The 26066-nt window shown below is 41.0% G+C and carries 29 protein-coding genes; 15 read left to right on the top strand and 14 right to left on the bottom strand.

What is annotated here, in order from left to right:
* The first annotated feature begins 55 nt into the window (after window positions 1-55).
* Together FEE42_RS09380 and holA are read left to right on the top strand one after the other, a co-directional pair.
* On the top strand, window positions 56-559 hold the full coding sequence (locus FEE42_RS09380) for an LPS-assembly lipoprotein LptE (protein ID WP_059368318.1): 504 nt from the start codon (window positions 56-58) through the stop codon (window positions 557-559).
* A complete protein-coding gene (gene holA / locus FEE42_RS09375) occupies window positions 559-1593 on the top strand; it encodes a DNA polymerase III subunit delta (protein WP_135969409.1) in 1035 nt (344 codons plus the stop codon). Before FEE42_RS09380 ends, holA begins: the two co-directional genes overlap by 1 nt.
* Here holA and mutT read toward each other — a convergent pair.
* The 3 genes from mutT to secM form a co-directional block, all read right to left on the bottom strand.
* Window positions 1577-1996: an 8-oxo-dGTP diphosphatase MutT gene (gene mutT, locus FEE42_RS09370; protein ID WP_135969410.1), complete on the bottom strand. Its 420-nt coding sequence runs from the start codon at window positions 1994-1996 to the stop codon at window positions 1577-1579. The genes holA and mutT overlap by 17 nt on opposite strands.
* A 61-nt stretch (window positions 1997-2057) precedes the next feature.
* A complete protein-coding gene (secA, locus tag FEE42_RS09365; RefSeq protein ID WP_135969411.1) occupies window positions 2058-4751 on the bottom strand; it encodes a preprotein translocase subunit SecA in 2694 nt (897 codons plus the stop codon).
* Window positions 4752-4869: 118 nt separating this feature from the next.
* The gene (gene secM, locus FEE42_RS09360) at window positions 4870-5169 is read right to left on the bottom strand and encodes a secA translation cis-regulator SecM (RefSeq protein ID WP_135969430.1); all 300 of its coding nucleotides are present in this window, start codon (window positions 5167-5169) and stop codon (window positions 4870-4872) included.
* A gap of 76 nt (window positions 5170-5245) precedes the next feature.
* Here secM and FEE42_RS09355 point away from each other — a divergent pair, with 76 nt between their 5' ends.
* Window positions 5246-5575 carry a DciA family protein gene (locus FEE42_RS09355; protein WP_059368335.1) on the top strand — a complete coding sequence of 110 codons (330 nt, stop codon included), beginning with the start codon at window positions 5246-5248 and terminating at the stop codon, window positions 5573-5575.
* Here the strand turns inward: FEE42_RS09355 and FEE42_RS09350 are convergent.
* The 8 genes from FEE42_RS09350 to FEE42_RS09315 all read right to left on the bottom strand — a co-directional run bounded on the left by FEE42_RS09350 (window position 5565) and on the right by FEE42_RS09315 (window position 13837).
* Window positions 5565-6416 carry a Dam family site-specific DNA-(adenine-N6)-methyltransferase gene (locus tag FEE42_RS09350; protein ID WP_059368337.1) on the bottom strand — a complete coding sequence of 284 codons (852 nt, stop codon included), beginning with the start codon at window positions 6414-6416 and terminating at the stop codon, window positions 5565-5567. The genes FEE42_RS09355 and FEE42_RS09350 overlap by 11 nt on opposite strands.
* A gap of 1 nt (window position 6417) precedes the next feature.
* A complete protein-coding gene (gene aroB, locus FEE42_RS09345; protein ID WP_059368340.1) occupies window positions 6418-7506 on the bottom strand; it encodes a 3-dehydroquinate synthase in 1089 nt (362 codons plus the stop codon).
* Window positions 7507-7548: 42 nt separating this feature from the next.
* Window positions 7549-8091, bottom strand: coding sequence for a shikimate kinase AroK (gene aroK / locus FEE42_RS09340; RefSeq protein WP_059368343.1), 543 nt, complete (start codon window positions 8089-8091; stop codon window positions 7549-7551).
* A 260-nt stretch (window positions 8092-8351) separates the two neighbouring features.
* Window positions 8352-9386, bottom strand: a complete 1035-nt coding sequence (locus tag FEE42_RS09335) for a glycosyltransferase family 9 protein (RefSeq protein ID WP_164028329.1) — start codon at window positions 9384-9386, stop codon at window positions 8352-8354.
* Window positions 9386-10642 carry an O-antigen ligase family protein gene (locus tag FEE42_RS09330; protein WP_164028327.1) on the bottom strand — a complete coding sequence of 419 codons (1257 nt, stop codon included), beginning with the start codon at window positions 10640-10642 and terminating at the stop codon, window positions 9386-9388. The genes FEE42_RS09335 and FEE42_RS09330 overlap by 1 nt, the downstream gene beginning before the upstream one ends.
* A 67-nt stretch (window positions 10643-10709) precedes the next feature.
* Window positions 10710-11786, bottom strand: a complete 1077-nt coding sequence (gene fbaA / locus FEE42_RS09325; protein WP_164028325.1) for a class II fructose-bisphosphate aldolase — start codon at window positions 11784-11786, stop codon at window positions 10710-10712.
* Window positions 11787-11867: 81 nt separating this feature from the next.
* Window positions 11868-13031, bottom strand: a complete 1164-nt coding sequence (pgk, locus tag FEE42_RS09320; protein ID WP_059368358.1) for a phosphoglycerate kinase — start codon at window positions 13029-13031, stop codon at window positions 11868-11870.
* 92 nt (window positions 13032-13123) lie between these two features.
* On the bottom strand, window positions 13124-13837 hold the full coding sequence (locus tag FEE42_RS09315; protein WP_164028323.1) for a ribonuclease T2 family protein: 714 nt from the start codon (window positions 13835-13837) through the stop codon (window positions 13124-13126).
* Window positions 13838-13918: 81 nt separating this feature from the next.
* Between FEE42_RS09315 and FEE42_RS09310 the strand changes: the two genes are divergently transcribed.
* Window positions 13919-14185 carry a YfhL family 4Fe-4S dicluster ferredoxin gene (locus tag FEE42_RS09310; RefSeq protein WP_077550490.1) on the top strand — a complete coding sequence of 89 codons (267 nt, stop codon included), beginning with the start codon at window positions 13919-13921 and terminating at the stop codon, window positions 14183-14185.
* A gap of 15 nt (window positions 14186-14200) precedes the next feature.
* Window positions 14201-14353, top strand: coding sequence for a DUF1232 domain-containing protein (locus FEE42_RS09305; RefSeq protein ID WP_077550517.1), 153 nt, complete (start codon window positions 14201-14203; stop codon window positions 14351-14353).
* Window positions 14354-14401: 48 nt separating this feature from the next.
* Here the strand turns inward: FEE42_RS09305 and FEE42_RS09300 are convergent, their stop codons facing one another.
* Complete coding sequence (locus FEE42_RS09300) at window positions 14402-14692, bottom strand: YfcZ/YiiS family protein (protein WP_077550489.1); 291 nt, start codon at window positions 14690-14692, stop codon at window positions 14402-14404.
* Window positions 14693-14720: 28 nt separating this feature from the next.
* A complete protein-coding gene (gene trpS, locus FEE42_RS09295) occupies window positions 14721-15725 on the bottom strand; it encodes a tryptophan--tRNA ligase (protein ID WP_164028321.1) in 1005 nt (334 codons plus the stop codon).
* 147 nt (window positions 15726-15872) lie between these two features.
* Here trpS and hflD point away from each other — a divergent pair, with 147 nt between their 5' ends.
* Window positions 15873-16493 (top strand): high frequency lysogenization protein HflD, encoded by a 621-nt coding sequence (gene hflD, locus FEE42_RS09290; protein ID WP_164028320.1) that lies wholly within the window; start codon window positions 15873-15875, stop codon window positions 16491-16493.
* A gap of 44 nt (window positions 16494-16537) precedes the next feature.
* Window positions 16538-17905: an adenylosuccinate lyase gene (gene purB / locus FEE42_RS09285; RefSeq protein ID WP_059368377.1), complete on the top strand. Its 1368-nt coding sequence runs from the start codon at window positions 16538-16540 to the stop codon at window positions 17903-17905.
* 92 nt (window positions 17906-17997) lie between these two features.
* On the opposite strand, the gene FEE42_RS09280 is transcribed toward purB, so the two are convergent.
* A complete protein-coding gene (locus tag FEE42_RS09280) occupies window positions 17998-18900 on the bottom strand; it encodes a glycerophosphodiester phosphodiesterase family protein (RefSeq protein ID WP_164028318.1) in 903 nt (300 codons plus the stop codon).
* A gap of 214 nt (window positions 18901-19114) precedes the next feature.
* Between FEE42_RS09280 and eno the strand changes: the two genes are divergently transcribed.
* The 8 genes from eno (at window position 19115) to murQ (ending at window position 26019) form a co-directional block, all read left to right on the top strand.
* Entirely contained in the window at window positions 19115-20425 is a 1311-nt protein-coding gene (gene eno / locus FEE42_RS09275) for a phosphopyruvate hydratase (protein WP_164028317.1), read from the top strand.
* Between the two features lie 72 nt (window positions 20426-20497).
* Window positions 20498-21136 (top strand): NUDIX hydrolase N-terminal domain-containing protein, encoded by a 639-nt coding sequence (locus FEE42_RS09270; protein ID WP_059368384.1) that lies wholly within the window; start codon window positions 20498-20500, stop codon window positions 21134-21136.
* An 8-nt stretch (window positions 21137-21144) separates the two neighbouring features.
* The gene (locus FEE42_RS09265; protein WP_059368386.1) at window positions 21145-21564 is read left to right on the top strand and encodes a DUF2251 domain-containing protein; all 420 of its coding nucleotides are present in this window, start codon (window positions 21145-21147) and stop codon (window positions 21562-21564) included.
* Window positions 21565-22269, top strand: coding sequence for an HAD-IA family hydrolase (locus FEE42_RS09260; protein ID WP_164028315.1), 705 nt, complete (start codon window positions 21565-21567; stop codon window positions 22267-22269). It begins immediately after the preceding gene.
* Window positions 22266-22862: a hypothetical protein gene (locus FEE42_RS09255; RefSeq protein WP_164028313.1), complete on the top strand. Its 597-nt coding sequence runs from the start codon at window positions 22266-22268 to the stop codon at window positions 22860-22862. The genes FEE42_RS09260 and FEE42_RS09255 overlap by 4 nt, the downstream gene beginning before the upstream one ends.
* 1 nt (window position 22863) lies before the next feature.
* The gene (locus tag FEE42_RS09250) at window positions 22864-24045 is read left to right on the top strand and encodes a glutathionylspermidine synthase family protein (protein WP_164028311.1); all 1182 of its coding nucleotides are present in this window, start codon (window positions 22864-22866) and stop codon (window positions 24043-24045) included.
* Window positions 24046-24156: 111 nt separating this feature from the next.
* On the top strand, window positions 24157-25005 hold the full coding sequence (locus FEE42_RS09245) for a DMT family transporter (RefSeq protein ID WP_059368395.1): 849 nt from the start codon (window positions 24157-24159) through the stop codon (window positions 25003-25005).
* A 102-nt stretch (window positions 25006-25107) separates the two neighbouring features.
* Window positions 25108-26019: an N-acetylmuramic acid 6-phosphate etherase gene (murQ, locus tag FEE42_RS09240; protein ID WP_059368396.1), complete on the top strand. Its 912-nt coding sequence runs from the start codon at window positions 25108-25110 to the stop codon at window positions 26017-26019.
* The last annotated feature ends 47 nt before the right edge of the window (window positions 26020-26066 follow it).

The following is a 26066-nucleotide window of genomic DNA, read 5'->3' as shown; positions in this document are numbered from 1 at the left end:
AGAAATAACCGCACTTTGGTAATAATAAGTGCGGTTGATTTTATAGGTAATTTTTATGATTAAATTAACGAAAAAACTCTTTCTAATTACAACCGCGATCGTACTTTCAGCCTGCGGATGGCATCTGCAAAATGGGGCATTAATTCCACAAGAATTGCAAACGCTAACCTTTGAAAGTGCAGATCCTTATAGTGAGATGTCAATGGCAATGCGCCGCCAATTACAAATCAATAATGTCAATCTTGTTAAACCGACACAAAATATACCGGTTCTACGCATCAATAAACAAACCAGCGATAATCAGGTTGCTTCTATTTTTAAACGTGGTCGTGAAGCAGAAAAAGTCTTAATGTTGGAAGTAGAAGCCAGCGTACGTCTAGCCAATGGTGAAACCTATCCAATCAGTGCAAAAGTAAACCGCACTTTCTTTGATAACTCACGGGCGGCACTGGCAAAAGCGGCGGAACGTGATGTGATTTGGAATGATATGCGCGATCAAGCTGCCCGTCAGCTCATCACCAAAATGGTTGCATTACAGCACCAAGTAAAAGGTAAGTAATGAACCGTCTTTTTCCTGGGCAACTCGCCCATCAGCTTAGCCAACGTCTAACCAAAGTTTATTTATTGGTCGGGCAGGATCCGCTATTACTCAGCGAAAGTGAAGATGCGATTTATCAAACCGCCGTTCAGCAAGGCTTTGATGAAAAAAATACGGTACAAGTTGATAACCAAACCGATTGGAGTGAGCTTATTGAAGCCAACCAATCAATGGGCTTGTTTTTTAATAAGCGAATGCTGGTTCTCAATTTACCGGAAAATTTAACCGCCCCTTTGCAGAAAAACCTACAAGCATTCATTGGTTCATTAACTGAAGATAGTTTACTTGTTCTCTGCATAGCAAAACTTTCTAAAACCATGGAGAAACAGGATTGGTTTTTAGCCGTTAATCAATATGAACCGGATTCAATATTGATTAACTGCCAAACACCAACAATCGAGAATCTTCCCCGTTGGGTGAAAAATCGGGTTCAAATGATGGAATTAGAAGCCGACAGTGAGGCTATTCAACAGCTTTGTTATAGTTATGAAAATAATCTACTTGCACTAAAACAAACGTTACAGCTTCTGGATTTGCTTCATCCTGATCGCAAACTTAATTACAATCGAGTCATTGAGGTTGTGGAACAGTCTTCTATATTTACACCTTTCCAATGGATTGACGCGCTTCTTGCCGGTAAAGTAAATCGAGCCAAACGAATTTTAGGCGGTCTACAAGCAGAGGACATTCAACCAATTATTTTACTTCGCACTTTACAACGTGAACTATTAATGCTACTTGAGCTTACAAAACCTCAACAACCCACTCGTATAAGCGAGGCGTTACCACTTCAACAAATTAAGCAGGAATTTGATCGCCTTAAAATTTGGCAAAATCGTCGACCGCTCTTTTTAACTGCGGTACAGCGATTAACCTATAAAAAACTGTATGAGATTATCCAAGAATTAGCCGATATTGAACGCCTTGCCAAACAAGAATTTAGCGATAATGTATGGGAAAAATTAGCGGATTTATCCGTTAGAATTTGCTCGTAGATAAATCGCTTTCTGCAATTAAACGTTGAATTAACCTTGCATTTGCCGGTGGAAATAATCCCGCATCCAGTGAGTGTTGTTCAATCCAACAGCCCTCTTGCCCCTCACGCCCAAAAGGCTCACCAATCCATTCATCCACAACATAAAAAAAGAACGAAATAATCTTAGCGGGATATTCAAACTGAAATCTTTCATACAGTTCGGCATTTAATACCACGATCCCGATTTCTTCCTCTAATTCACGTTTTAAAGCCTGTTCCGGCGTTTCACCGGCATCCACTTTACCACCCGGAAATTCGAGAGATTGTGCAAAATCTTGTCCTTCCAAGCGTTGAGTTAAATAAATCTGTCCGAATTCATTACGAATAATGCCGGCGGCAACTTGTATTACAGGTTTTTCCATTTTGTCAGATCCAAGTATGAAAAAAGTGCGGTCAAAACAACCGCACTTTTAGTGAGAGTCATTAGTTATATTTAGCACGATTGCCATGGCAATGCTTATATTTTTTTCCGGAACCGCAAGGGCAAGGCTCATTTCGTCCTACATGGCGATCAGAATAATCCTCTTGTTGTGCCGAGCGATTCTCATCCACCGGTTTATGGCTCTGAGTTTCACGTGCCGCCATTTCTTGACGCAAACGCTCGGCATCTTCAACTTCCTCTTGAGTACGAACACGCACACGAGTGAGCGTGGTGATAACCTGGTGTTTTAAAGAATCCAGCATTTCCGTAAACATACGGAAAGATTCTTTTTTGTACTCTTGTTTCGGATCTTTTTGCGCATAACCGCGTAAATGAATTCCTTGACGAAGATAATCCATCGCAGCCAAATGCTCTTTCCAAAGTTCATCCAAGGTTTGTAACATCACGCCTTTTTCAAAATGGCGCATGGTTTCTTCACCGGCAAGCGCTTCTTTTTCTTTGTATTCCTCTTCTGCAATTTCTACAATGCGTTCCCGCAAGTTTTCTTCGTGCAGATTATTGTCTTCTTCCAACCACTTCTCAATCGGTAATTGCATACCGAATTCTTGTACAAGGCGTTCTTCAAGCCCTTTAATATCCCATTGTTCTTCCAAAGATTGCGGCGGAATATATTGATCAATCAAATTATTGAATACGTCATGGCGAATCGCTTTGATGGTGTCTGAAATATCATCATTATCCAACAGGTGATTACGTTGCTCATAAATGGCATGACGTTGGTCATTTGCCACATCATCATATTCAAGTAAATTTTTACGACCGTCAAAGTGGAAGGCTTCCACCTTCGCTTGCGCAGAGGCAATCACTTTCGCCAACATTTTGGATTCCATCGCTTCACCCGGTACAGTGAAGGCTTTACGCATTAAGTTGAGCTTGCCTTCATTGAGGTAAATGCGCATTAATCCGTCCTCTAAAGAAAGGTAGAAACGGGAAGAGCCCGGGTCGCCTTGACGACCGGAACGACCGCGCAACTGGTTGTCAATACGGCGTGACTCGTGACGTTCCGTACCGATAATATGTAATCCTCCGGCTTTCATCACGATATCGTGATTTTTATCCCACTCCGCTTTTAAAACATCGAGTTGTTCTTGAGTCGGGTTATCTAATTTAGCCGCCTGTGCTTTCCAGTTACCGCCGAGAATAATATCCGTACCGCGTCCCGCCATATTGGTTGCAATAGTAACCGCCCCCGGATAACCTGCTTCCGCCACAATTTCCGCTTCCTGTTGATGGAATTTCGCGTTTAGTACATTGTGTTTAATTCCCGCTTTATCTAAGGCTTTTGATAATTCTTCGGATTTTTCAACGGAAATCGTCCCCACCAATACAGGCTGTTGGCGTGCGACACAATCTTTAATATCCTCAATGATCGCATTAAATTTGTATTCTTCATTTTCAAACATTAAATCTGTGCGATCATCACGAATCATTGGACGATTTGTTGGGATCACGACGGTTTCCAAACCATAAATTTGTTGAAACTCAAAGGCTTCGGTATCCGCCGTACCGGTCATACCGGCCAGTTTTTCATACAGGCGGAAATAGTTTTGGTAAGAAATAGAGGCGACGGTTTGGTTTTCGCTCTTAATATCCACCCCTTCTTTGGCTTCAATTGCTTGGTGTAACCCGTCCGACCAACGGCGACCGGCCATAGTACGACCGGTATGTTCATCCACGATCACAATTTCGCCGTCTTTTACAATATAATCTACATCACGTTCAAACAAAGTATGCGCGCGTAATGCCGCCATTACGTGATGTAACAAAACAATGCGCCCCGGTGAATACAGTGAATCACCCTCCGGCATTAAGCCTTGATCTATCAACCAATTTTCGACTTTTTCCTGCCCGCGTTCGGTTAAATGCGCCTGTTTCGATTTAAGATCTAAGGTAAAATCGCCTTCACCTTGGTATTCTTCGGTGTCTTCTTTTTCTTGTTTAATCAAACTCGGAATTAATTTATTAACGGCGATATAAAGATCCGAACTATCTTCCGCCTGACCGGAAATAATCAACGGCGTACGAGCTTCATCAATTAAAATGGAATCCACTTCATCCACTAACGCATAACCTAAGGTACGTTGGAAACGTTCTTCTTTTGAATGGGCTAAATTATCGCGTAAATAGTCAAAACCAAGTTCACTGTTCGTGGCGTAAGTAATATCCGCAGTGTAAGCGGCACGTTTTGCTTCCGGTGGTAAACCTGGAATATTTACCCCGACACTCATCCCCAAAAATTCAAATAACGGTCGGTTGGTTTCCGCATCTCGACGTGCTAAGTAATCATTTACGGTCACGACATGCACCCCTTTGCCTTCTAGCGCGATAAGATAACAAGGCAAGGTAGCAGTCAAGGTTTTCCCTTCCCCGGTACGCATCTCTGCAATACAACGGTTCGTTAATACCATACCGCCGATAAGCTGCACATCAAAGTGACGCATTCCCAGCACACGTTTACTCGCCTCACGCACTGTGGCAAAGGCTTCCGGTAAAATATCTTGTAGGGTTTCACCAGCATTTAAACGCTCACGAAATTCATCGGTTTTAGCACGAAGTTGTTCATCGTTTAACGCTTCAAATTCCGGTTCTAATTTATTAATTTTGATAACTTGTTTTTTAAGTTTACGTAAGATACGGTCATTACGACTGCCAAAGATTTTTGTTAAAATACTCATAATTTTTCTTTAAAAATAATAGGTTAAAATAATCAACGGATGAAATTTTCAAATTTCGTACATCACAACGATCCGGTATGAATTTTTCAAATTCATCGGGATCATAAAAAATCAGAAATTAAATGAGTAAAGGACCTGCTCGAATCGGAGCTTGAGGATTGAGTATCTCCGCAATAAAGTGCGGTTGAATTTTAGATTGTTTTTTTGTTGAATGAGAAAAGGGAAGCTGTTGGAACAATTGGCGTTGCTCATCCTGCAACACCTTCGCTGTTTCCAACACTTGCTGAACCGATACGTTCGATGAATAACTTTCTGCAGGTTGATTCTCTAAGCTTTGCGCATTAGGCAAGGCAAAGATGGCGATCATACTTAAAAGTAATCGCGACCAAAAATTCGGTTTGGTTTTACCTGAAATCATCATCTCGTTGTGTATTACAAAAATTGCGTGTATTGTAGCGGAAATCTAAACTGATGTCATTTATTGGGGGGATTTCATGAAAAACAAGGCCGAACGTTATCAAAAAGCCGTAAATATTGTCGAGATAATGGAACAATCGTCCTTTGCTCAAATAATGCAAAAAGGCTTAGCAATACATGAATTAAACCAAAAATTTAACCGCTCTTTTCCCCAAGAATTTCAAGACTTATTTCGTATTGGTCGGATAAACGGGGATACACTGTTTATTGAAGTCGCAAATGCGATTGTTAGGCAAGGAATGCTGTTTCGCCAATCGGATTTATTAACACTGATTCAACAGGATTACCCGCAGGTAAAAAGGCTAGATTTGAAAATCAGCCCTGAATTTAACAGAGTTATGCCTTAAAAATTGCAATCAACTCTTTTACTTTTACCCGTTTTTCCGAATTTTGACTAATAGAACGCTGCACTTTAACCCGCTTAAATTTTGCCCCTTGGTAAATTTCACGGGTAAATTTTATATCGTGATTGGAAATCAAAACAGGAATCTGTTTTTCCTTTTGCACTTTTTTAGCGAGCTCCGCTAAAGCCCGTTGATGTTCCAGACCAAATTCATTACCTGCATAACCGGTGAAGTTGGTCATTTGTTGTAACGGTGCATAAGGCGGATCACAGTAAATCACTGATGTTTTATCCGCCAGTTCAAAGGTTTGTTTAAAATCTCCGCATAAAAATACCGCACTTTGCGCTTTGTGCGCAAAATAGCGCAGCTCATCTTCCGGAAAATAATGGGTTTTATAAGCACCAAAAGGCACATTAAATTCGTTATTGCTGTTATAACGACACAGCCCGTTAAAACCGAATCGGTTTAAATAAAGAAAAATAACGGAACGCTCAAAAGGATCATGGGATTCATTGAATTGCTGACGTTTCGCATAGTAGTAATCGGGCGTATTGGCTTGAGGTGAAAAGAAAATCTGCTTACAAGCGTCAATATATTGATCAACGTTATCCTTAACAATATTAAATAAATTAATCAGATCAGGGTTAATATCCGCCAGAATATAACGTTCAAAATTAGAATTTAAAAACACTGCCCCTGCGCCCACGAAAGGCTCAATTAAACATTGTTTTTTCTTTGGGAAGGCTTTATTAATATCGTCGGTTAAACGAAACTTACCGCCCGCCCATTTCAAAAAAGGGCGGTGCTTTATTTTAGATTTAATCTTTTTTTTCGGACGTAGCATTTTAGTCCGTTTGAGAACAACAGCGGATAGCGTTTAGCACAAGCTTATGATCCGTGTCCGTCGCCACATAAGCTTGCCCCAGTGATTTAAGCAATACAAGACGTAACTTACCGGCAAGCACTTTTTTATCGCGCATCATATGAGGCAGATAGTCTTCCGCTTTCATTCCATCCGGTGATACAGTGGGTAAATTGGCACGGGCAAGTAATTTTTCCAAACGAGCAACCTCTGCGATGGAAATATTCCCCAATTCCTCAGAAAGCGCGGCAGCCATCATCATTCCGACGGAAACCGCTTCTCCATGTAACCAATTACCATAGCCAAGATGTGTTTCGATGGCATGACCAAAAGTATGCCCGAGATTTAATAGTGCACGATCGCCTTTCTCTGTTTCATCACGGGCTACAACATCCGCTTTTATTTGGCAACAACGGGCAATGCAATACTGGAGTGCTTCCTGTTTCAGCGACACAAGATCATCAATATTCTTTTCCAACCATTCAAAAAATTCATTGTCAAGAATAGCACCGTATTTAATGACTTCCGCAAGACCAGCATTGACTTCACGTTTTGGCAAGGTGTTCAGCGTAAGCGTATCAATCATCACTGTTACAGGTTGATAGAACGCACCGATCATATTCTTACCAAGCTCATGATTGACGGCGGTTTTCCCCCCGACGGAAGAATCCACTTGAGAAAGTAAAGTAGTCGGAATTTGAATTAAACGAACACCGCGCTGATAGCTTGCGGCTGCGAAACCTGCAACATCACCGATAACGCCACCGCCAAGTGCGATAATCGTTGTATCGCGACCATGGTTGCCTTGTAAAAGTTTGGTAAAAATCAGATTAAGAGAATCAAGCGTCTTGTACTTTTCACCATCGGGTAACAAAACATGATCGACTACACAACCCCGTTTTTCAAGGGCATCCATCACCGTTTTCAGATAAAACTGTGCGATCGTCGGATTGCTGACAACCATTATCCGCTCTCCGTCTTTAACCGGATAGCAAGTTTCATCTTGTAGCAAACCACTACCGATTAAAATCGGGTAACGACGTTCTTGTAATTCTACATTTACGCACAGCATAATTTATCCTTTACAATAATGATTAAATACTGCCAGTTAAAGCTAAAGAGTGCCGTTTAGCCCATTCATATTATCAATTAAATCAATAATTTGATTCACCATCACTTTAGCATTTTGGTCATCGGTAGGGAGGGTAATATCCGCAACTTCCTCATATAACGGGTTACGGATTTTCGCGAGATCTTCCAAGACTTGGCGCGGGTCTTCCACATCTTGTAAGAGTGGTCGTTTTTTATCCCGTTGTGTACGTTGGAATTGTTTATCAACCGTCGTTTCCAAATAAATCACAATACCACGCGCCGATAAGTAATTACGATTGTCTTTTGACAGCACTGTTCCGCCACCGGTAGAAAGAACAATACCTTGCATTTGGGTTAATTCATTAATGATACGTTCTTCACGTTTACGAAAGCCTTCCTCGCCTTCTAAATCAAAAATCCAACCGATATCAGCACCTGAACGCTCTTCAATTACTGCGTCAGAATCTAAAAAATCCATATTTAACTGTTGTGCTAATTGACGACCAATTGTGCTTTTACCCGCACCCATCGGCCCTACTAAAAAAATATTACGTTTTTCTGCCATTACTCTTTTTCTAATGATAAATTTACTCAAATTGATCTTTTTAATACTAAGCAAAACCACGAAATGAAAGTTGCCAAAAGATCACCCAAAAAATAATGGGGATTATCGCAATAAACCGCCTTAACTTTCAACCTTTAAAGGGAATTATTTTTAAATAAGTCTAAAGTGCGGTCAAAAATCGTTTAATTTTTGTTTGCTGGCTAAATTAACAATTAAATTTTTTCCCACACCTTATCGTAGCACTGATGTTATACACCGAATTAATCCGCTATTTGCCACACCCGATGAATAAAAGGAATAATTTCAGCTAAGGCATTCTTGATTGAAATCAAGCCCAAATTCATTTGCGTTTGTTTACCGGCTGGCGGGCAAAACGCCAGATGCTTATCCAAATCATTAATCGGTTTCCAACGCCTTGGTTGAGAGGAACGGCTATTAGGATAAAATCCCACCGTTGGAAGATTAAAAGCACTGCTTAAATGCAACGGCCCGGTTGAACCCGCAATAAATAAATCGGCACAAGCTAAGGAGTGGGCAAAATCAACCAAACCTTTATTTTTATCGTAAATCACAACACGTGAATCCCCCACTAATTGCGCCAGTTCATGGGCTTTTTCACTCTCACTGGGGCCAGCGGTCAGCACGATTTGACAATCAAACTCGATGAGTAATCCCTGAATTAATTCTGCATATTGAGTAAGTGAAAGATTTGTTGCCGATCCCCCTGAGCCACTATGAACAAAAATCCATTTCTTGTTCGCGGAAAGCCCTAATGTTTGTTGTAAAAAAACACGCTGATTTTCAACCGCACTTTTATCCAATACAAGATAGGGCGGTTTGGGTTCAACAATCGGTATATTGTATTTTTTTAAAAAAGCCCGAACTAAATCCTGATTATATTCTGCTTCCGATTTTTCCGAACGGGAACGGCGTTGTGTAAGACGATGATTATAAAGAAATTGAACCAGCTTTGTCGCTGGTGCAAGGCGATATTTAATGCCGCTTTTCCACGCTAATTTAGCATTATGCGTATTGGAAAAAAAACTGATCATCGCATCAAAGTTTCTTATTTTAATTTCACCAATAAGGCGGTTAAAATCTGCTTTGTCGCCTTTTTTACTATCAACAATCACATCATCCAAATAAGGACAAATTTCTGCAAGCGGTGCAGTATAACTTGGCACAAGAGCGGTCAATTTTAGTGAAGGATTTGACGCTTTCAGCATAGCAAAAGCCGGCCATGCCTGCATAAAATCACCCAGTTTATCATTACGAATAACCAGAATTTTTTCCATTATACTCGCTCCAAAGATTGTCTTTTTTCACTTTGTTTTAACATGACATAAAACACTGTTGTTAAGAAAAGATAGAAGATATTACCGGAATTATGCGCAAAAAAACCTTGGCTCAAACAATAAATCATAACCGATAAAATATGCACCACTCCTAATGCGGCAATTAATTTTGTTTCTGAAGAAGTGCTGTTTAAACGACGTTTAAATTGAAATAACGGTACAAATAAAATGGCTAAAAATGCGATCAGTCCGACGATTCCTCGCTTAGAAAAATCATCGAGATATTGATTATGCGCATGGGTAAATTGCCCGATATGACCGGCTACTACTTTCGTTTCGACATCCTGTTTACGCTTTTCTGTCGCCCCTTGCTCTCCCCAGCCTAAAACCGGTTTTTCTTTTATCATTCCAACCGCACTTTTCCACATTTCAAAGCGTAATCCAAGCGAGGTATTCGCATTATTTTTTTCATATCTGACAATGTCGTATTGAATTAATGAAAGACGCTCCATCACACGGCTATTCGGCATTTGGCTAACACCGACTACAACTACGGCAAACATACCAATCAAACTCAGAAAAAATCTTTTTGACAGCGAACGGCGATAAATCCACAATACGACCATCAACATAACGGGTAACGCTACCCAGCCTCCACGAGCCGTAGAAAGAATACTGCCTAATACGCCACCAAATGAAGCAATAATACAAAGTGCGGCGATTTTTTTATGTGATTTTTGCCAAAAATAAAGCCCAATCACAAAACTAAACAGCCCCAATGACATTGCAATATCCCCGCCCTGAATCTGCATGGTTCGAGGAGCATATGCCATAGGACTGTGTAAAATAAACTTATCATAAAGAGCAACGAATCCCGCGATTACCGATCCTAATGGAATAGCATAAATCAATGCACATAACTTTAATGGGGTTCTTAATAAGAAAATGAACGCCGGAATTAATAAAATAGCACGGCTCGGATTATCTAATTCCCTTCCCTTCCCTTCATTCATTAATAACGAAAGCACAAATACCGTAAAATAAAAAATATAACTATAAATAAGCCATTTATCTTCTTTTGATAAATCCCATTTGAATTTTTTGATCAGACCGTAAATGCCGTAACCTAAACCTAGCAGCATTAAAAAAATCGGGGCGATATTATGTCCGCCTTTCAAAGTCAACACGGATAAAAAGAAAAAGCTAATACTTAAATTTGCCAAGAAAGGGAGAATATTCTGTTTTGAAATTTGCATAAGTTGTCACTCAAATATAAAAAACCGCACCTAAAAGTGCGGTCGTATTTTATGCTAGTTTTGTGGATTATAAAACATCAACACAGTTTAAGTCTTCGAAAGATTGCTCTAAACGTTTAGACATGGATTCTTCCATTTTGCGTAACCAAACACGCGGATCATAATATTTTTTATTCGGTACGTCCGGGCCTTCAGGATTACCTAATTGACCTTGTAAATAGGCTTCATTCGCTTTATAGAAGTTTAGAATACCATTCCAAGCCGCCCATTGAGTGTCGGTATCAATGTTCATTTTGATTGCACCGTAACCGATCGCTTCACGGATTTCCTCACGGGAAGAACCGGAACCGCCGTGGAACACGAAATTAATTGGTTTTGCAGGAAGATTACGCTCTTTCGCCACAAATTCTTGTGATGCCCCTAAGATAGACGGCTTTAATTTCACATTACCCGGTTTATAAACACCGTGTACATTACCGAATGCCGCAGCAACAGTAAAGTTCGGGCTGACCGGATTTAGTTGGTCATAAACATATAATACGTCTTCAGGTTGAGTATAGAGTTTAGACTCTTCCACATCTGAATTATCTACGCCGTCTTCTTCACCACCGGTGATACCGATTTCGATCTCAAGAGTCATCCCCATTTTATCCATACGGGTAAGATATTCACGGCAAATTGCCATATTTTCTTCCATTGGCTCTTCAGATAAATCAATCATATGAGAAGAGAATAATGGGCGACCGGTTTCGGCAAAATGTTTTTCACCCGCTTCTAATAAACCGTCAATCCATGGAAGTAATTTTTTCGCTGCGTGATCGGTATGAAGGATAACCGGCACACCATATTCTTTTGCAAGAGTATGAACGTGTTTCGCACCGGCAATTGCGCCTAAAACGTCGGCACACTCGCCTGATGTAGGTTTGATACCTTTACCGGCATAGAAAGAGGCACCACCATTAGAAAATTGAACAATCACAGGGGCTTTTACGCGTGCCGCCGTTTCTAATACCGCATTCACGGAATCCGAACCTACACAGTTTACTGCCGGAATAGCAAAATTATTCTCTTTTGCATAAGCAAACACTTTCTGCACATCTTCACCGGTCAATACACCCGGTTTTACAATATCTAATAAACCCATCTTATTGTTTCCTTCTTTAAATGTTAAGAACTTTTATATGGTGTATGTCATTCAACACACACCATCACCATATTCGGTTAATTAACCGTTCGCACGTTTTTCAAGAATTTCCACTGCAGGCAATACTTTACCTTCGACAAATTCTAAGAATGCACCGCCACCGGTTGAAATGTAAGAAATTTTATCGGCAATACCAAATAAATCGATCGCGGCAAGGGTATCACCACCACCGGCAATAGAGAATGCATCACTATTAGCAATAGCGTGAGAAATCACTTCAGTCCCTTTACGGAAATTAGGGAATTCAAACACGCCTACCGGCCCATTCCATAAAACGGTTTTCGCATTTTTGATGATTTCAGCCAATTGCTCTGCAGATTTATCACCAATATCAAAAATGGATTCATCGTCTTTTACTTCAGTCACGGCTTTTTCGGTTGCAGGTGCTGTTTCAGAAAATTCTGTTCCTACACGCACATCAACCGGAACGGGAATATCCGTACTGGCGGCTAATTCTTTTGCCACAGGAATTAAATCTTCTTCATACAAAGATTTACCTACATTGTGACCGGCCGCCGCGATGAACGTATTTGCAATACCGCCACCCACGATAATTTGATCAGCAATTTTTGAAAGAGAGTTTAACACTTCTAATTTTGTGGAAACTTTAGAACCGCCTACAATTGCCACCATTGGACGAGCAGGTTCTTTTAACGCTTTACCTAAGGCATCTAACTCAGCGGCAAGCAATGGACCGGCACAAGCAACCGGCGCAAATTCAGCAACACCGTAAGTTGAAGCTTGTGCACGGTGTGCGGTACCGAATGCGTCCATCACGAATACGTCACAAAGTGCAGCATATTTTTTCCCTAATTCAGGATCATTTTTCTTTTCACCTTTGTTTACACGAACGTTTTCTAAAACAACGATTTCGCCTTCTTTTACATCCACACCATCAAGGTAATCACGCACTAAACGCACAGGAACATCAAGATGTTCGTTCAAATAATCAACAACCGGTTGTAAAGAATCTTCAGGTTTAAATTCCCCTTCAGTCGGACGACCTAAGTGAGACGTCACCATCACTTTCGCCCCTTTCTCAAGGGCTAACTTCAAAGTTGGGATGGTTGCACGAATACGTGCATCGGAAGTCACTTTGCCGTCTTTTACCGGTACATTAAGATCTGCACGGATAAACACACGTTTGCCCGCTAAATCTAAGTCGGTCATTTTGATTACTGACATAATCTATCCTCTTTGTTAATTAAAATTAAAACCGGATTCATTATACCTAGATCTCGCTATGTTGTAACGATTTAGATCAAAGAAACCCTAAATTACCTCCGGCAATCAATTACTTGCCATTGCTTGTCATAACAAATAAATAACTCATTGCGACTTGCGTCAAGATAGGCATTTTTAAGCTGCGGATTGTTCTGTTTCATCCAACGAAATAATTCACGCCGTTCTAACTTTTCTTGCGGTAAGCGTAACGTACTAAACAATTCCAATTCTTTGGCAAAATACTGTTCCGCAGAACTAAAAGCACAGCTACCGTGCTTTTCCCATTCGCCTTGTAGCAGTTTCGCCCCCGGCGATAGGGTTAAATAAGGTTCAATAACCGATTTTGGCAATGCCGGCAAATCCCCTTGACAAAAACGGGGATGCTCAACGGCAGAACGAGCCTTTGCATTTTGTGGCCATAAACCGTGAACTACCCAGCCAAAAGAGCGATTCGTTCCGCATTGATATTGTGCTGATGTGGGTAAGCTTGTGCCATATTTTTCATACTGGGTATCACAAAAACCCGGTGACCAAGAAAGTGCCAACATATAATAATCCACCGGCGCATTTGCATTTTGTCCAATCGGATCATCACGCATTACCACATCATAATCGGCAAAAATATCTATATTTTTAACCGCACTTTTGTCTTTTTTGGGAGTGGAAGATTCTGCTTGAGAAGAAAACTTTTGATTTTCGCTAAAATATTGCCAAATGCTAAATGCCGCAAGGGTAATAATGGAAAATGTGGAAATTTGTTTCTTCATAAAATATGTTTATTTTTTGTCAATTTTATATTTGTCGGCTATAATTCGCCGCTTTCATATCTAATATCCCAAAGGATCACAATGGCATTATTCATCACCCATAAATGTACGAACTGCGATATGTGTTTGCCGGAATGTCCCAACGAGGCAATTTCTATCGGTGATGAAATTTATGTAATCGATCCCGTACTTTGCACGGAATGTGTTGGTCATTATGACACACCAACCTGCCAAAAAGTTTGCCCTATTACGAACTGCATAAAACCTGATCCCGACCATCAAGAAACGGAAGAACAGCTTTGGGAGCGTTTCGTGATGATCCACCATGCCGATAAACTTGAAGGTTAAGCAATGTTTTCTCGAATGAATAAAACAAAGTTACTCAAAATCGTGGCAATTTTGATTTATCTGTTTAGTCCGATCGATATTCTACCGGAAGCCGTACTCGGGCCGTTGGGCTTAGTAGATGATGCCGCTGCCGTGTGGCTATTAATAAAAATTTTACTTACTAAATAAAAAGTGCGGTTGGTTTTCGTTGAGAATTTCCACCGCACTTTTATTGCTTTAGCTAATTTTCATTTGAAAAATGACTAACTCGGCTTGACAGCAGAAAGTCAGTTTCGCTTTTAACAAATAGCCGTCTTCCGCTTTGCTGATTTCCGCCTGAATTTCACAAGGTTCACTTTCAATTTCACGGGCTTTCTGGGTAAAAAAATCTAACGCGGTTTGCGCTTGTTCCTGTGTATCGTAAAGATAATGAATCTCTTGCGTGCAATCCCGATTATCAAACAACGATTTCATATCAAAAGTGTTGCACCCTACACACTCAATCGGTTTTTCCGTTTGAATTGCCATATTTCGCTCCTTTTTTAAGTTGTAAGCCTTATTTTGCCGCAACAAAACCTACTGCGTCATACACTTTTGCCAAGGTTTCCTGTGCTTTAGCCCGTGCTTTTAACGCACCTTGACGAAGTACATCATCAAGCAACGTTTCGTTATTACGATATTCTTGGAAACGCTTTTGTAAGCCGACAAGTAACCCGGACACTTCATCAGCCACCGCCGTTTTTAAATGACCGTACATTTTTCCTTCAAACTCCTGCTCTAATTCCGCAATAGATTTATCCGTTACGGCAGAAAGAATATCCAATAAATTCGATACGCCGGCTTTGTTTTTCACATCATAACGAACTACCGGCGGCTCATCAGAATCGGTCACTGCACGTTTAATTTTCTTCGCCACGGATTTTGGATCTTCTAAAAGTGTCACCACATTATTGCGGTTATCATCGGATTTTGACATTTTCTTTTCCGGATCCTGCAATGACATAATACGTGCGCCGGCTTTACCGATAAAAATTTCAGGAATAGTAAAAATATCCCCATAAAGGGCATTAAAGCGATTGGCAATATCGCGTGTGATTTCCAGATGTTGTTTTTGATCATCGCCAACCGGTACATTTTTTGCTTGATAAAGCAAAATATCCGCCGCCATCAATACCGGATAATCAAACAAACCCACATTAATATTTTCCGCATAACGTGCCGATTTATCTTTAAATTGGGTCATACGGCTCATTTCACCAAAATAAGTATAACAATTCAATACCCAGCCTAATTGGGTATGTTCCGGAACATGGGATTGAACAAAAATTGTCGCTTTGTTCGGATCAATACCGCAGGCTAAATATAGCGCCACAACATCAAGGGTTGCCTTACGAAGCGCGGCGGGATCTTGACGCACCGTGATCGCATGTAAATCAACCACACAGAAAATACATTCATAATCCTCTTGCATTTTTACCCAATTGCGCAACGCGCCTAAATAGTTCCCGATAGTCAACTCGCCGGAAGGCTGCACTCCGCTAAATACGATTGGTTTTGCCATAACTTATCCTTTTTCATCTTGAAAATAAATTGTCGGTATCATATCAAAAGATAGCTTCTTTTTTAATGAGATAGTTCAAAACAGACGGTAAAAATGCTATATTGCGCGCAATTTCAGCCTGTTTTATCACGCCTATTACATTTTTATATGACAAATTACCATGATATGGCGCTGGCTCTAGCCGGCATTTATCAATCCACAGCATTAGTCAATCAGCTTGCAATGAAAGGCACAGTAGAAAACCGGGATGCTTTTCACGCGACCATCAATTCCCTTTTTCAAACCCGACCGGAAAACACCCTGGCTGTTTTTGGCGGGCAAATTCAGCATTTGAAACTGGGTTTGGAAACCCTCATTGAACAGCTATCTACGCTTGATGATAGAAATATCGTGAATTATTGGAGCGGTTTACTTGGCTTAGAAAGTATCCTACATAAAAATCCCGAGGCAAAGGCCGAACTGGTAAAACGTATTCAACGCTTACAGGAACAACTGACGTACCATAAATTGCTTGACGAACAGATGCTGTCTATCATGGCTAATATTTATATTGACATCATCAGCCCTTTAGGACGAAAAATTCATATTGTTGGTGAGGAAAATTATCTACAACAACAATTTGTACAAGACAAAGTTCGAACCTGCTTGCTTGCCGGCATTCGCTCTACCGTACTATGGCGGCAAGTAGGCGGCAATAAATGGCGGTTATTATTCTTCCGCGGCAAAATAATTAATACCGCGAAGGAAATCTATTCAACAATTTATTAATTTATTCTTAATGATCAACATCCCTTAATACACCGGAGTATTTTATGCAACTTTCCGCACTGACTGCGATTTCCCCAATTGATGGGCGTTACCAAGACAAAGCAACCGCACTTCGCGACATTTTTAGTGAATTCGGTTTACTTAAATTCCGCGTGACCGTTGAAATTCGCTGGTTACAAAAATTAGCCGCGACCGCCGCAATTCCGGAAGTGTCTCATTTATCTAAAGAGGCAAACGATTACCTCAATAACATTGTCAGCGAATTTAGCCTAAAAGATGCAGAACGCATTAAAGAAATTGAGCGCACTACTAATCACGATGTAAAAGCGGTGGAATATTTCTTAAAAGAAAAAAGCGAAGCCTTACCGGAATTAGCAAACGTTTCAGAATTTATTCACTTTGCCTGCACTTCCGAAGACATCAACAATCTTTCTCATGCATTAATGCTAAAAACAGCACGTGATACTGTGATTTTACCGGAATGGCAAAAACTCATTGATGAAATCACCCGCCTTGCAAACGAATACAAAACTATTCCATTACTTTCACGCACACATGGTCAGCCGGCTTCCCCTACGACTGTCGGAAAAGAAATGGCAAATGTGGTCTATCGTTTACGCCGCCAATTCAAACAACTACAACAAAATGAGATTCTTGGCAAAATTAACGGTGCGGTGGGCAACTACAACGCCCACTTATCTGCTTATCCGGATCTTGATTGGCATAAATTTAGCGAAGAATTTGTTACCTCGCTCGGCTTGAATTGGAACCCCTACACGACACAAATTGAACCTCATGATTACATCGCCGAATATTTTGATACCATCGTGCGTTTCAACACCATCATCATTGATTTCGATCGAGATCTCTGGGGCTATATTGCATTAAATCATTTCAAACAACGCACTATTGCCGGTGAAATCGGTTCTTCCACGATGCCGCATAAAGTGAACCCGATTGACTTTGAGAACTCAGAAGGCAATCTTGGTCTTGCTAATGCCGTGATGACCCATCTGGGACAAAAACTACCAGTTTCCCGTTGGCAACGGGATTTAACGGACTCCACCGTCTTACGTAATCTTGGCGTGGGCGTGGGTTACTGTTTAATCGCCTATGCAGCGACCCGTAAAGGTATCAGCAAATTAGAAGTCAATGAGCAGCATTTGCGTGATGAACTCAACCAAAACTGGGAAGTGTTGGCAGAGCCAATCCAAACCGTAATGCGCCGTTATGGTATTGAAAAACCTTATGAAAAACTCAAAGAGCTCACACGCGGCAAACGCGTAGATGAACAAGCTATGCGGGAATTTGTGGAGAAACTTGAGATTCCGGCTGAAGAAAAAGCCCGTTTACAACAACTCACCCCTGCAAGCTATATCGGTGCGGCGGTTGAGCTTGTGGAAAAACTGTAATTTAGCATGATAAAGTGCGGTTAAAATTGAGTGAGAATTTTGACCGCACTTATGAATAACCATGTTTGATTCGATTACCAAATACTAAAGTATTAATGCATTAAAGAAGAAAAGTATTTAGGAGAATCAACCATCACACCATCAACCCCTAATTTACTGGCCAAATCCAGATCTTCTTTGGTTTTTATACCGAATAAAATAATATGTTGGGGTGTTTGTCTAAAACATTTTATATCTTCCGCTGACCAAGCCAGTAGCGCTTCACTTATCCCTTCTCCCAATGTAAAAGTTTCAACGACTTTAACTTTCCGATAAAGTTCAAAGCCGTGCCAGTATTCCGCTTTTAACGGTGTCGGGCAGTGATTACTATTTAATGCCGTTTCGACTAAATATTGTCGGGTAAGATCCCGTGAAGCAAAAACCGGTATTTCAGCTGATAACATCTCTGTAAATGCTTTGTTTGTAGAATACACTCTCACTCGGTTAAACGCCTTATGTTTAGTCAGCACTTGTAGCAGCGCATTTTTCATACTGATAGGATCAGCATCGGGCGATTTGAGATCCAAATAGAAAAAGGTTTCCGGATAAGACATTAAAATATCGTCTAAACTGGGAATACCAATATCTTTATTGCGATAAGGGTAACCGTCATTCGGTTTGAAATAATATGCCGCATCCAATTTTTTTAATTCAGCGGCAGAATATTCTGAGACAAAACCTTTAGCATTGGTATTTACCGATAAATATTTAGGACGATATAGAACGGGAATGTTATCTTTTGATAATTGAATAGTAATCCAAATTGCATCTGCTTTATTTTTCAGCGCTTCATTGATTGCAAATGAAGTATTTTCGGGAGCATCATCTTTTCCGGCGCGATGAGCAATCAATTGTAGCTGTTGAGCAGAACTTGAAAAGGATAATTCGGTTGCATGCAAGATTTTCGGCAGGAATATAATCATCAATGCGGAAAATAAAATTCGGTAAATAAACATAATAATCTCCTATATTAGGCGGTATATCACTGAATTTATTCTAAAATAGATTTATGACAATAAAATGATTCAAACTTGTATCGGGATTGTTTAGTTTTTGTTGTATTTATAATGTTTATTTATCAATATCATATTTTTTAAGAGACAAATTCTGAAATTCATTCTAATATATGCGCCAGTATCTTTTGTTAGTCTTAAATAGAGGAAAGCTAAAATGGCAAAAATCATTAAAGTGATTGGACGTGAAATCATTGACTCACGTGGTAACCCAACTGTTGAAGCCGAAGTTCATTTAGAAGGCGGTTTCGTTGGTTTAGCGGCAGCTCCATCAGGCGCATCAACCGGTTCACGTGAAGCATTGGAATTACGCGATGGCGATAAATCACGTTTCCTAGGTAAAGGTGTATTAAAAGCGGTTGCAGCAGTAAACGGCCCTATTGCCGAAGCATTAGTGGGTAAAAATGCCTCAAACCAAGCTGAAATCGACCAAATCATGATCGATTTAGACGGTACGGACAATAAATCCAACTTCGGCGCAAACGCAATCTTAGCGGTTTCTTTAGCAAATGCAAAAGCGGCAGCCGCAGCTAAAGGCTTACCGCTTTATGCTTACATTGCCGAACTCAACGGCACACCGGGCGTATATTCTATGCCATTACCGATGATGAACATCATCAATGGTGGTGAGCACGCGGATAACAATGTAGATATCCAAGAGTTTATGATCCAACCGGTTGGTGCGAAAACATTACGTGAAGCACTTCGTATCGGTGCGGAAGTATTCCACAATCTTGCTAAAGTATTAAAAGCAAAAGGTATGAGTACAGCGGTTGGTGATGAAGGCGGTTTTGCACCAAATCTTGCCTCGAACGCAGACGCTTTGGCTTGTATCAAAGAAGCGGTAGAAAAAGCCGGTTACGTATTAGGTAAAGATGTTACCTTAGCGATGGACTGCGCCTCTTCCGAGTTCTACAACAAAGAAACCGGCAAATATGAAATGAAAGGCGAAGGTCGTTCATTCACTTCTCAAGAATTCACACACTATCTTGAAGAACTTTGCAAAGAATACCCAATCGTGTCTATCGAAGACGGTCAAGACGAATCTGACTGGGATGGTTTTGCATACCAAACTAAAGTACTTGGCGACAAAGTACAATTAGTCGGTGATGACTTATTTGTAACCAATACCAAAATCTTAAAAGAAGGAATTGAGAAAGGTATTGCAAACTCTATCTTAATCAAATTCAACCAAATCGGTTCTTTAACTGAAACCTTAGCGGCAATTAAAATGGCAAAAGATGCAGGTTATACTGCGGTCATTTCTCACCGCTCAGGTGAAACCGAAGATGCCACTATCGCTGATTTAGCGGTAGGTACAGCAGCAGGTCAAATCAAAACCGGTTCGATGAGCCGTTCTGACCGTGTAGCGAAATATAACCAATTAATCCGTATTGAAGAAGCCTTAGAGCGTGCCGGCACACCGGCAACTTTCCCGGGTTTAAAAGCGGTGAAAGGTCAAGCCTAATCTTTGGTTGATTTAAACCGAAATCGCACCGCACTTTTAGGAAAAAGTGCGGTGTTTTTTTAAGGTGTTTTTATGACTATACCCACTCATTCACTGCTAACCGAGCCTTGGCTCACTTGGGCGATTGAAATCCAAAGCATTGCACAAAACGGTCTCACTTATTGTAAAAATATCTACGATATTGAACGTTATGAACGCTTACGTGATCTCTCTGCGGAAATGCTAAGCTATAAAACGGCACTCCCAACAGAAACCGTGAAAAATCTTTTTTGCAGTGAAGAAGGCTATCAAACGCCCAAAGTGGATACGCGTGCAGTAACTTTCCAAGATGATAAAATTTTGCTGGTGCAAGAAAATGATGGGCTTTGGTCATTACCCGGCGGTTGGTGTGATGTATTGGAAACTATTCATAGCAATACAATAAAAGAAGTAAAAGAAGAAGCGGGACTTGAGGTAGAGCCCACTTTCATTATTGCCATTCACGATCAACATAAACACAATTTTCCGCCTTTTGCCTATCGTGTATTAAAAACCTTTGTGATGTGTGAGCAATTAAGTGGTGAATTTCAATCAAACAGCGAAACCTTGCAATCCGATTATTTTGCGTTAGATGAACTGCCACCCTTAGACGAAGCCAAAAACACACCTGCACAGATTGCACTTTGTTTTCAAGCACGTCATAGTAAGTCGTGGACAACACTATTTGATTAGGAAAAATTATGTTACATCTCACCCTTGAGGATCAACTCTTCCTCGGACAACCCAAACAAGTCGGCACTCATTCAACCCAGTATGATCACCTTGCCGTGATGTTTGAAGATGACGGCGAAACCGGCTATTTTTATGCGTTGGATATGCGCCAAAATGCCCAACCGATCGTTGATGTCCTGCACGTTTATAATGTGGATTCCACCTCAAATCATCATGAAGCCCGCAAATTGGAAATTTGTTGGGATGAAAGCGGTTATTTAGCGTTACTTTTAATCAATGGTTATCCGCACGCAGTATTTGATTTTGCCCGTTTAGTCGGTTATAACAGTAGCAAACATCCACAACCGAATTTAATGAGTATGTGGACAAGGGAAGAAATCACCAATGAAAAAGCCGAGCAATGGCTTGGCGTGAAAACCATCAAATAAATGAAATTTTACCGCAATCCGCATCCTTTCAAAGTCATCAGCTTTGATTTGGACGACACCCTTTATGACAACCGTGATGTGATTCGCCGCGCGGTTTCACGGTTTGTACAATACACACAAACCCTAACCCAATGCCCTACCTTTGAAACGGAATGGTTGGCTTGGAAAGATCGTATCGCACAGGAAAATCCGCTATTAAGCGAAGATGTCACAGAGTGGCGAAAAGAAGCATTACGCCAATTTTTACATGCACAAAACAAAAGTGCGGTAGAAATTGACCGCACTTTATCCCTTGCGATGAATGAATTTCTGCATTGGCGTCATCAAATTGATTTACCGCAAGAGACATTTCGCATACTAAATGAATTAAAAAACCGCTATAAGCTCAGTGTTATTACAAATGGCAACGTTGATCCTTCACGCATCGGTTTATCACAATTTGATCTGATTCTGCGTGGCGGCGAGCATGGCAGAGCGAAACCCCATAAAGATTTATTCTTACAAACCGCCGATTATTTTAATGTTTCACCACAGGAAATTCTGCATGTGGGCGATCACCTAACCACGGATGTACAAGGAGCAATCCAAGCGGGTTGCCAAGCGGTGTGGATTAATTTATCTGATAATCAGATCGCTGACTTCACCACTGCTACCCTACTACCAACTTTAGAAATCAATCACTTAACTGAACTGTTATTATTATGAAAAAGAAAAATCAAATCCTCGTTACACTCTCTATTGTCGCCTTACTTGGCGGTTGTTCGGAGGAAGAAGTACAACGTGATGTGTATCATTCCCTTGACGACTGCCTTGCCGATTGGAAAAAAATTGAATTATGCGAAGCGGATAAAACAACCGAAAATACGCAAACGCAAAATGTAAACCAACAATCACAAAACGGTAATTCGCTTTCCGGTTTAGGATTGCGTAATAACGGTGAAAATACCAATAACAATGAGTGGCAAAGTGCCAATCAAACTCAAGCTGAGCAAAATAACGCGACCAGAGAAACCACCGCCAACGCAGAAAGCAACGATCCCTCTTTGGGTGCTGCTATTGCCGGCGGTGTGATGGGTTATGTGGCGGCTCGAGCCATTAGTAATTTCCTCGGGCCGAGCTATCATCCGGGCAATCGTGCGGTTTCAACCCCTAGCGGGCAAGTTATCCAACCTCAAACTAATCGTTCTGTGGGGAAACCTATGTTGGTAAAAGGCAAAGCGGGGAGTATGAACAGCAAACCAATTTCACGCGGCGGCTTTAGCAGCCCAAGCCATTCAAACCGTAGTAGCGGAGGGTAAGATGAAACGCATAAACGGTTTTCCTACCCGCCCTGATATGGTGCAACAACTGTTAGATGTGGGGTTTGATTATTACAATTTACCTTCCAGCGACGGTTCTCACTATTGGTCGGATAATGTCGCCTACGAATTTACCTTGGCTGAGATCGATCGTATTGAAGATACCACCAATGAACTTCACTCAATGTGTTTAAATTTTGTTGCCGATGAAATCAAGCAAGGCGATTATGCCTATTATCGTTTCACCGATTTACAAAAGCAGCTGATTGAAGACTCATGGCATAAACAAGCGCCCTATTTATACGGACGTTTTGATTTTGGTTATGACGGTGAAAATTTAAAAATGTTTGAATACAATGCCGATACGCCGACGTCTTTATTAGAGGCCGCTGTCGTGCAATGGCAATGGCTGGAGCAAATTGAAGGGTTACAACATCGTGACCAATTTAATTGGATCCACGAAGAATTACTCAAACATTTCAGCTTTCTCAAACAACAGAGCGGAAAAAGCGATTTCTATTTCAGTGCCATGCAAGAAGCCGGACGAGAAGACTGGGGCAATTTAGATTACCTTGCAGACGTTGCTTATAATGCCGGCTGGCATATCCACCAACTTGCAGTGGAAGACATTGGTTATAACAAAGACAGCAAAGAATTTGTTGATTTAAACGACACGCCGATTGAAATGCTTTTCAAACTCTATCCTTTGGAATGGTTAAGCGGGGCGGAGTTTGCTCAACATATCCCGACAGCCAATACGCATTTTATTGAGCCGGCTTGGAAAATGTTATTAAGTAACAAAGCATTACTCGCAAAATTATGGCAGCGTTATCCTAATCACCCGAATTTACTGCCTGCTTATTTCAACAAATTTGATATTACCGATCGCAATGCCATTTGGGTAAAAAAACCACTGCTTGGTCGGGAAGGGGCTAACCTATTCTATTATGAAAAAAATAATGGCGTAGAATTTGCCGCTAAAGGTAGCGAACACTCAGCGTTCTATGATACGTCCGGTTATATTTATCAACAGAAATTTGAGCTGCCAAATTTTGATGGTATGTATCCTGTTATCGGCTCTTGGGTCATTGGTGATGTGGCGTGCGGCATGGGATTACGTGAAGATTTCACCGCAGTGACGGGCAACGATAGTCATTTCGTCCCGCATTATTTTGTACCATAATTTAACCGAGAACAGACAAAATAAAGGAAAATTGAGAAACTAAAAACGGCAGAATAACCTGCCGCTTTTTTGTTTATCTAATATCGTCATCACTGATCAATGTACAACTCAATGAACAAATACAATTTAGCATTATTAAAAGTACATGGCACGGCAGTGCTTTTTGGTGCGTCCGGCATTTTTGGGGCATTAACCACAAGCGAGGCGGACACGCTCGTACTCGGACGGGTTTTAATTGCCTCCGCTATTTTAATTTTATATTTCCTTTACCAAAAACAACCGCTTGCCAAAATAACGAAAGGGCAATTTGGGCAACTAATGCTCTCCGGAGTGTTACTGGCTATCCACTGGGTTACGTTCTTTGTCGCCGTAAAAGTAGGCGGCGTAGCATTAGCCACGCTGGGTTTTGCCAGTTTTCCCGCTTTTGTCGCCCTATTTGAGTCTGTTTTTTTCAAAGAAAAATTATACGCCAAAGATATTATCTTACTGATAGCCATCACCATCGGTTTAATTTTGGTAACACCGGATTTCAATTTCAGCAGTGAAAATACCCAAGGGTTACTCTGGGGCATTTTATCTGCGGTTGCTTATGGCATACTTGCCGTGGTAAACCGTAAAAGCATGAGTAAACTTTCAGGTCTGCAAGCCAGTTTTTGGCAATATTTAGCGGCGGCAATTTTCTTACTGCCTTTCTCCGGCGACAAATTATTCGCTGTGTCGGCAATAGACTGGTTTTGGATCTTCTGTATCGGTTTTTTATGCACCAGTGTGGCTTATACTCTGTTTATTTCCAGCCTTGACACCATCAACGCCCGTACTGCCTCAATGATTATCTCGCTTGAACCTGTTTACAGCATTGCATTGGCATGGTGGTTGTTTGGCGAAACGCCTAGCGTAAAAATGCTGATCGGCGGTTCAATTATCCTGCTTGCGGTTGCGTGGTCAAATTTGAAAAAGTAAAAAAGAAACCACACGCGATACATAAACGAGAGATTTATCCCACATTATTTGCAATAACATAATACGATGGTTTCCACCCTACCCACTTAAATCGGAACAAGTATGAACGAACAACTTCTTCAAACGCTTTCAACCCTAATCACCGAACAACGTAATCCCCGTTCGATGAATATCGATCAGCTTTCTGCCCTAGAAATCGTCACCCTCATGAACCAAGAGGATCGTCAAATCCCCCTTGCTATTGAACGGGTATTACCCCAAATTGCCCAAGCGGTAGAAGTCATTGTAAAGGCATTTCAGCAAGGGGGGAGATTGATATATATAGGCGCCGGCACAAGCGGACGTTTAGGCGTTCTCGATGCCTCTGAATGTCCGCCTACTTTTGGTGTAAGCGGTGAAATGGTGAAAGGGATTATTGCAGGCGGAGAGCTTGCTATTCGCCATCCTGTAGAAGGCGCTGAAGATAGCCAAACTGCGGCAATCGACGATTTACGCACAATCAAATTTTCAGCTAACGATGTTTTGGTCGGCATTGCCGCCAGTGGGCGTACGCCTTATGTTTTAGGCGCATTACATTATGCCAAACAACAATGTGCCGTAACCATCTCTATCGCCAGCAACCCGCATTCGGCAATGGCTCAAATCGCCGATATTGCCATTGATACCGTTGTCGGTGCAGAAATCTTAACAGGCTCCAGCCGTTTAAAATCAGGTACGGCACAAAAATTAGTACTAAATATGCTGACGACGGCATCAATGATTTTGCTCGGTAAGTGCTATGAAAATTTAATGGTGGATGTACAAGTCAGCAATGAAAAACTTAAAGCACGCGCTATTCGCATTGTTATGCTGGCGACCGATTGTGATGAAACTACCGCAGAAAAAAATCTTATTCTTGCCGAACAAAACGCAAAATTGGCTATTATGATGATTTTAAGCGGCTTGGATAAAAATACTTCCCAAGCATTATTAGAGAAAGAAAAAGGGCATTTGCGGAAAGCATTGACAAAATAAAAGGAAAAGTGCGGTTAAATTTGACCGCATTTTTACTGATAGGATAA

This window comes from Rodentibacter caecimuris (assembly GCF_010587025.1).
In the GTDB taxonomy this organism is placed as follows: Bacteria; Pseudomonadota; Gammaproteobacteria; order Enterobacterales; family Pasteurellaceae; genus Rodentibacter; species Rodentibacter caecimuris.
This window is presented reverse-complemented; position numbering and strand designations above follow the sequence as displayed.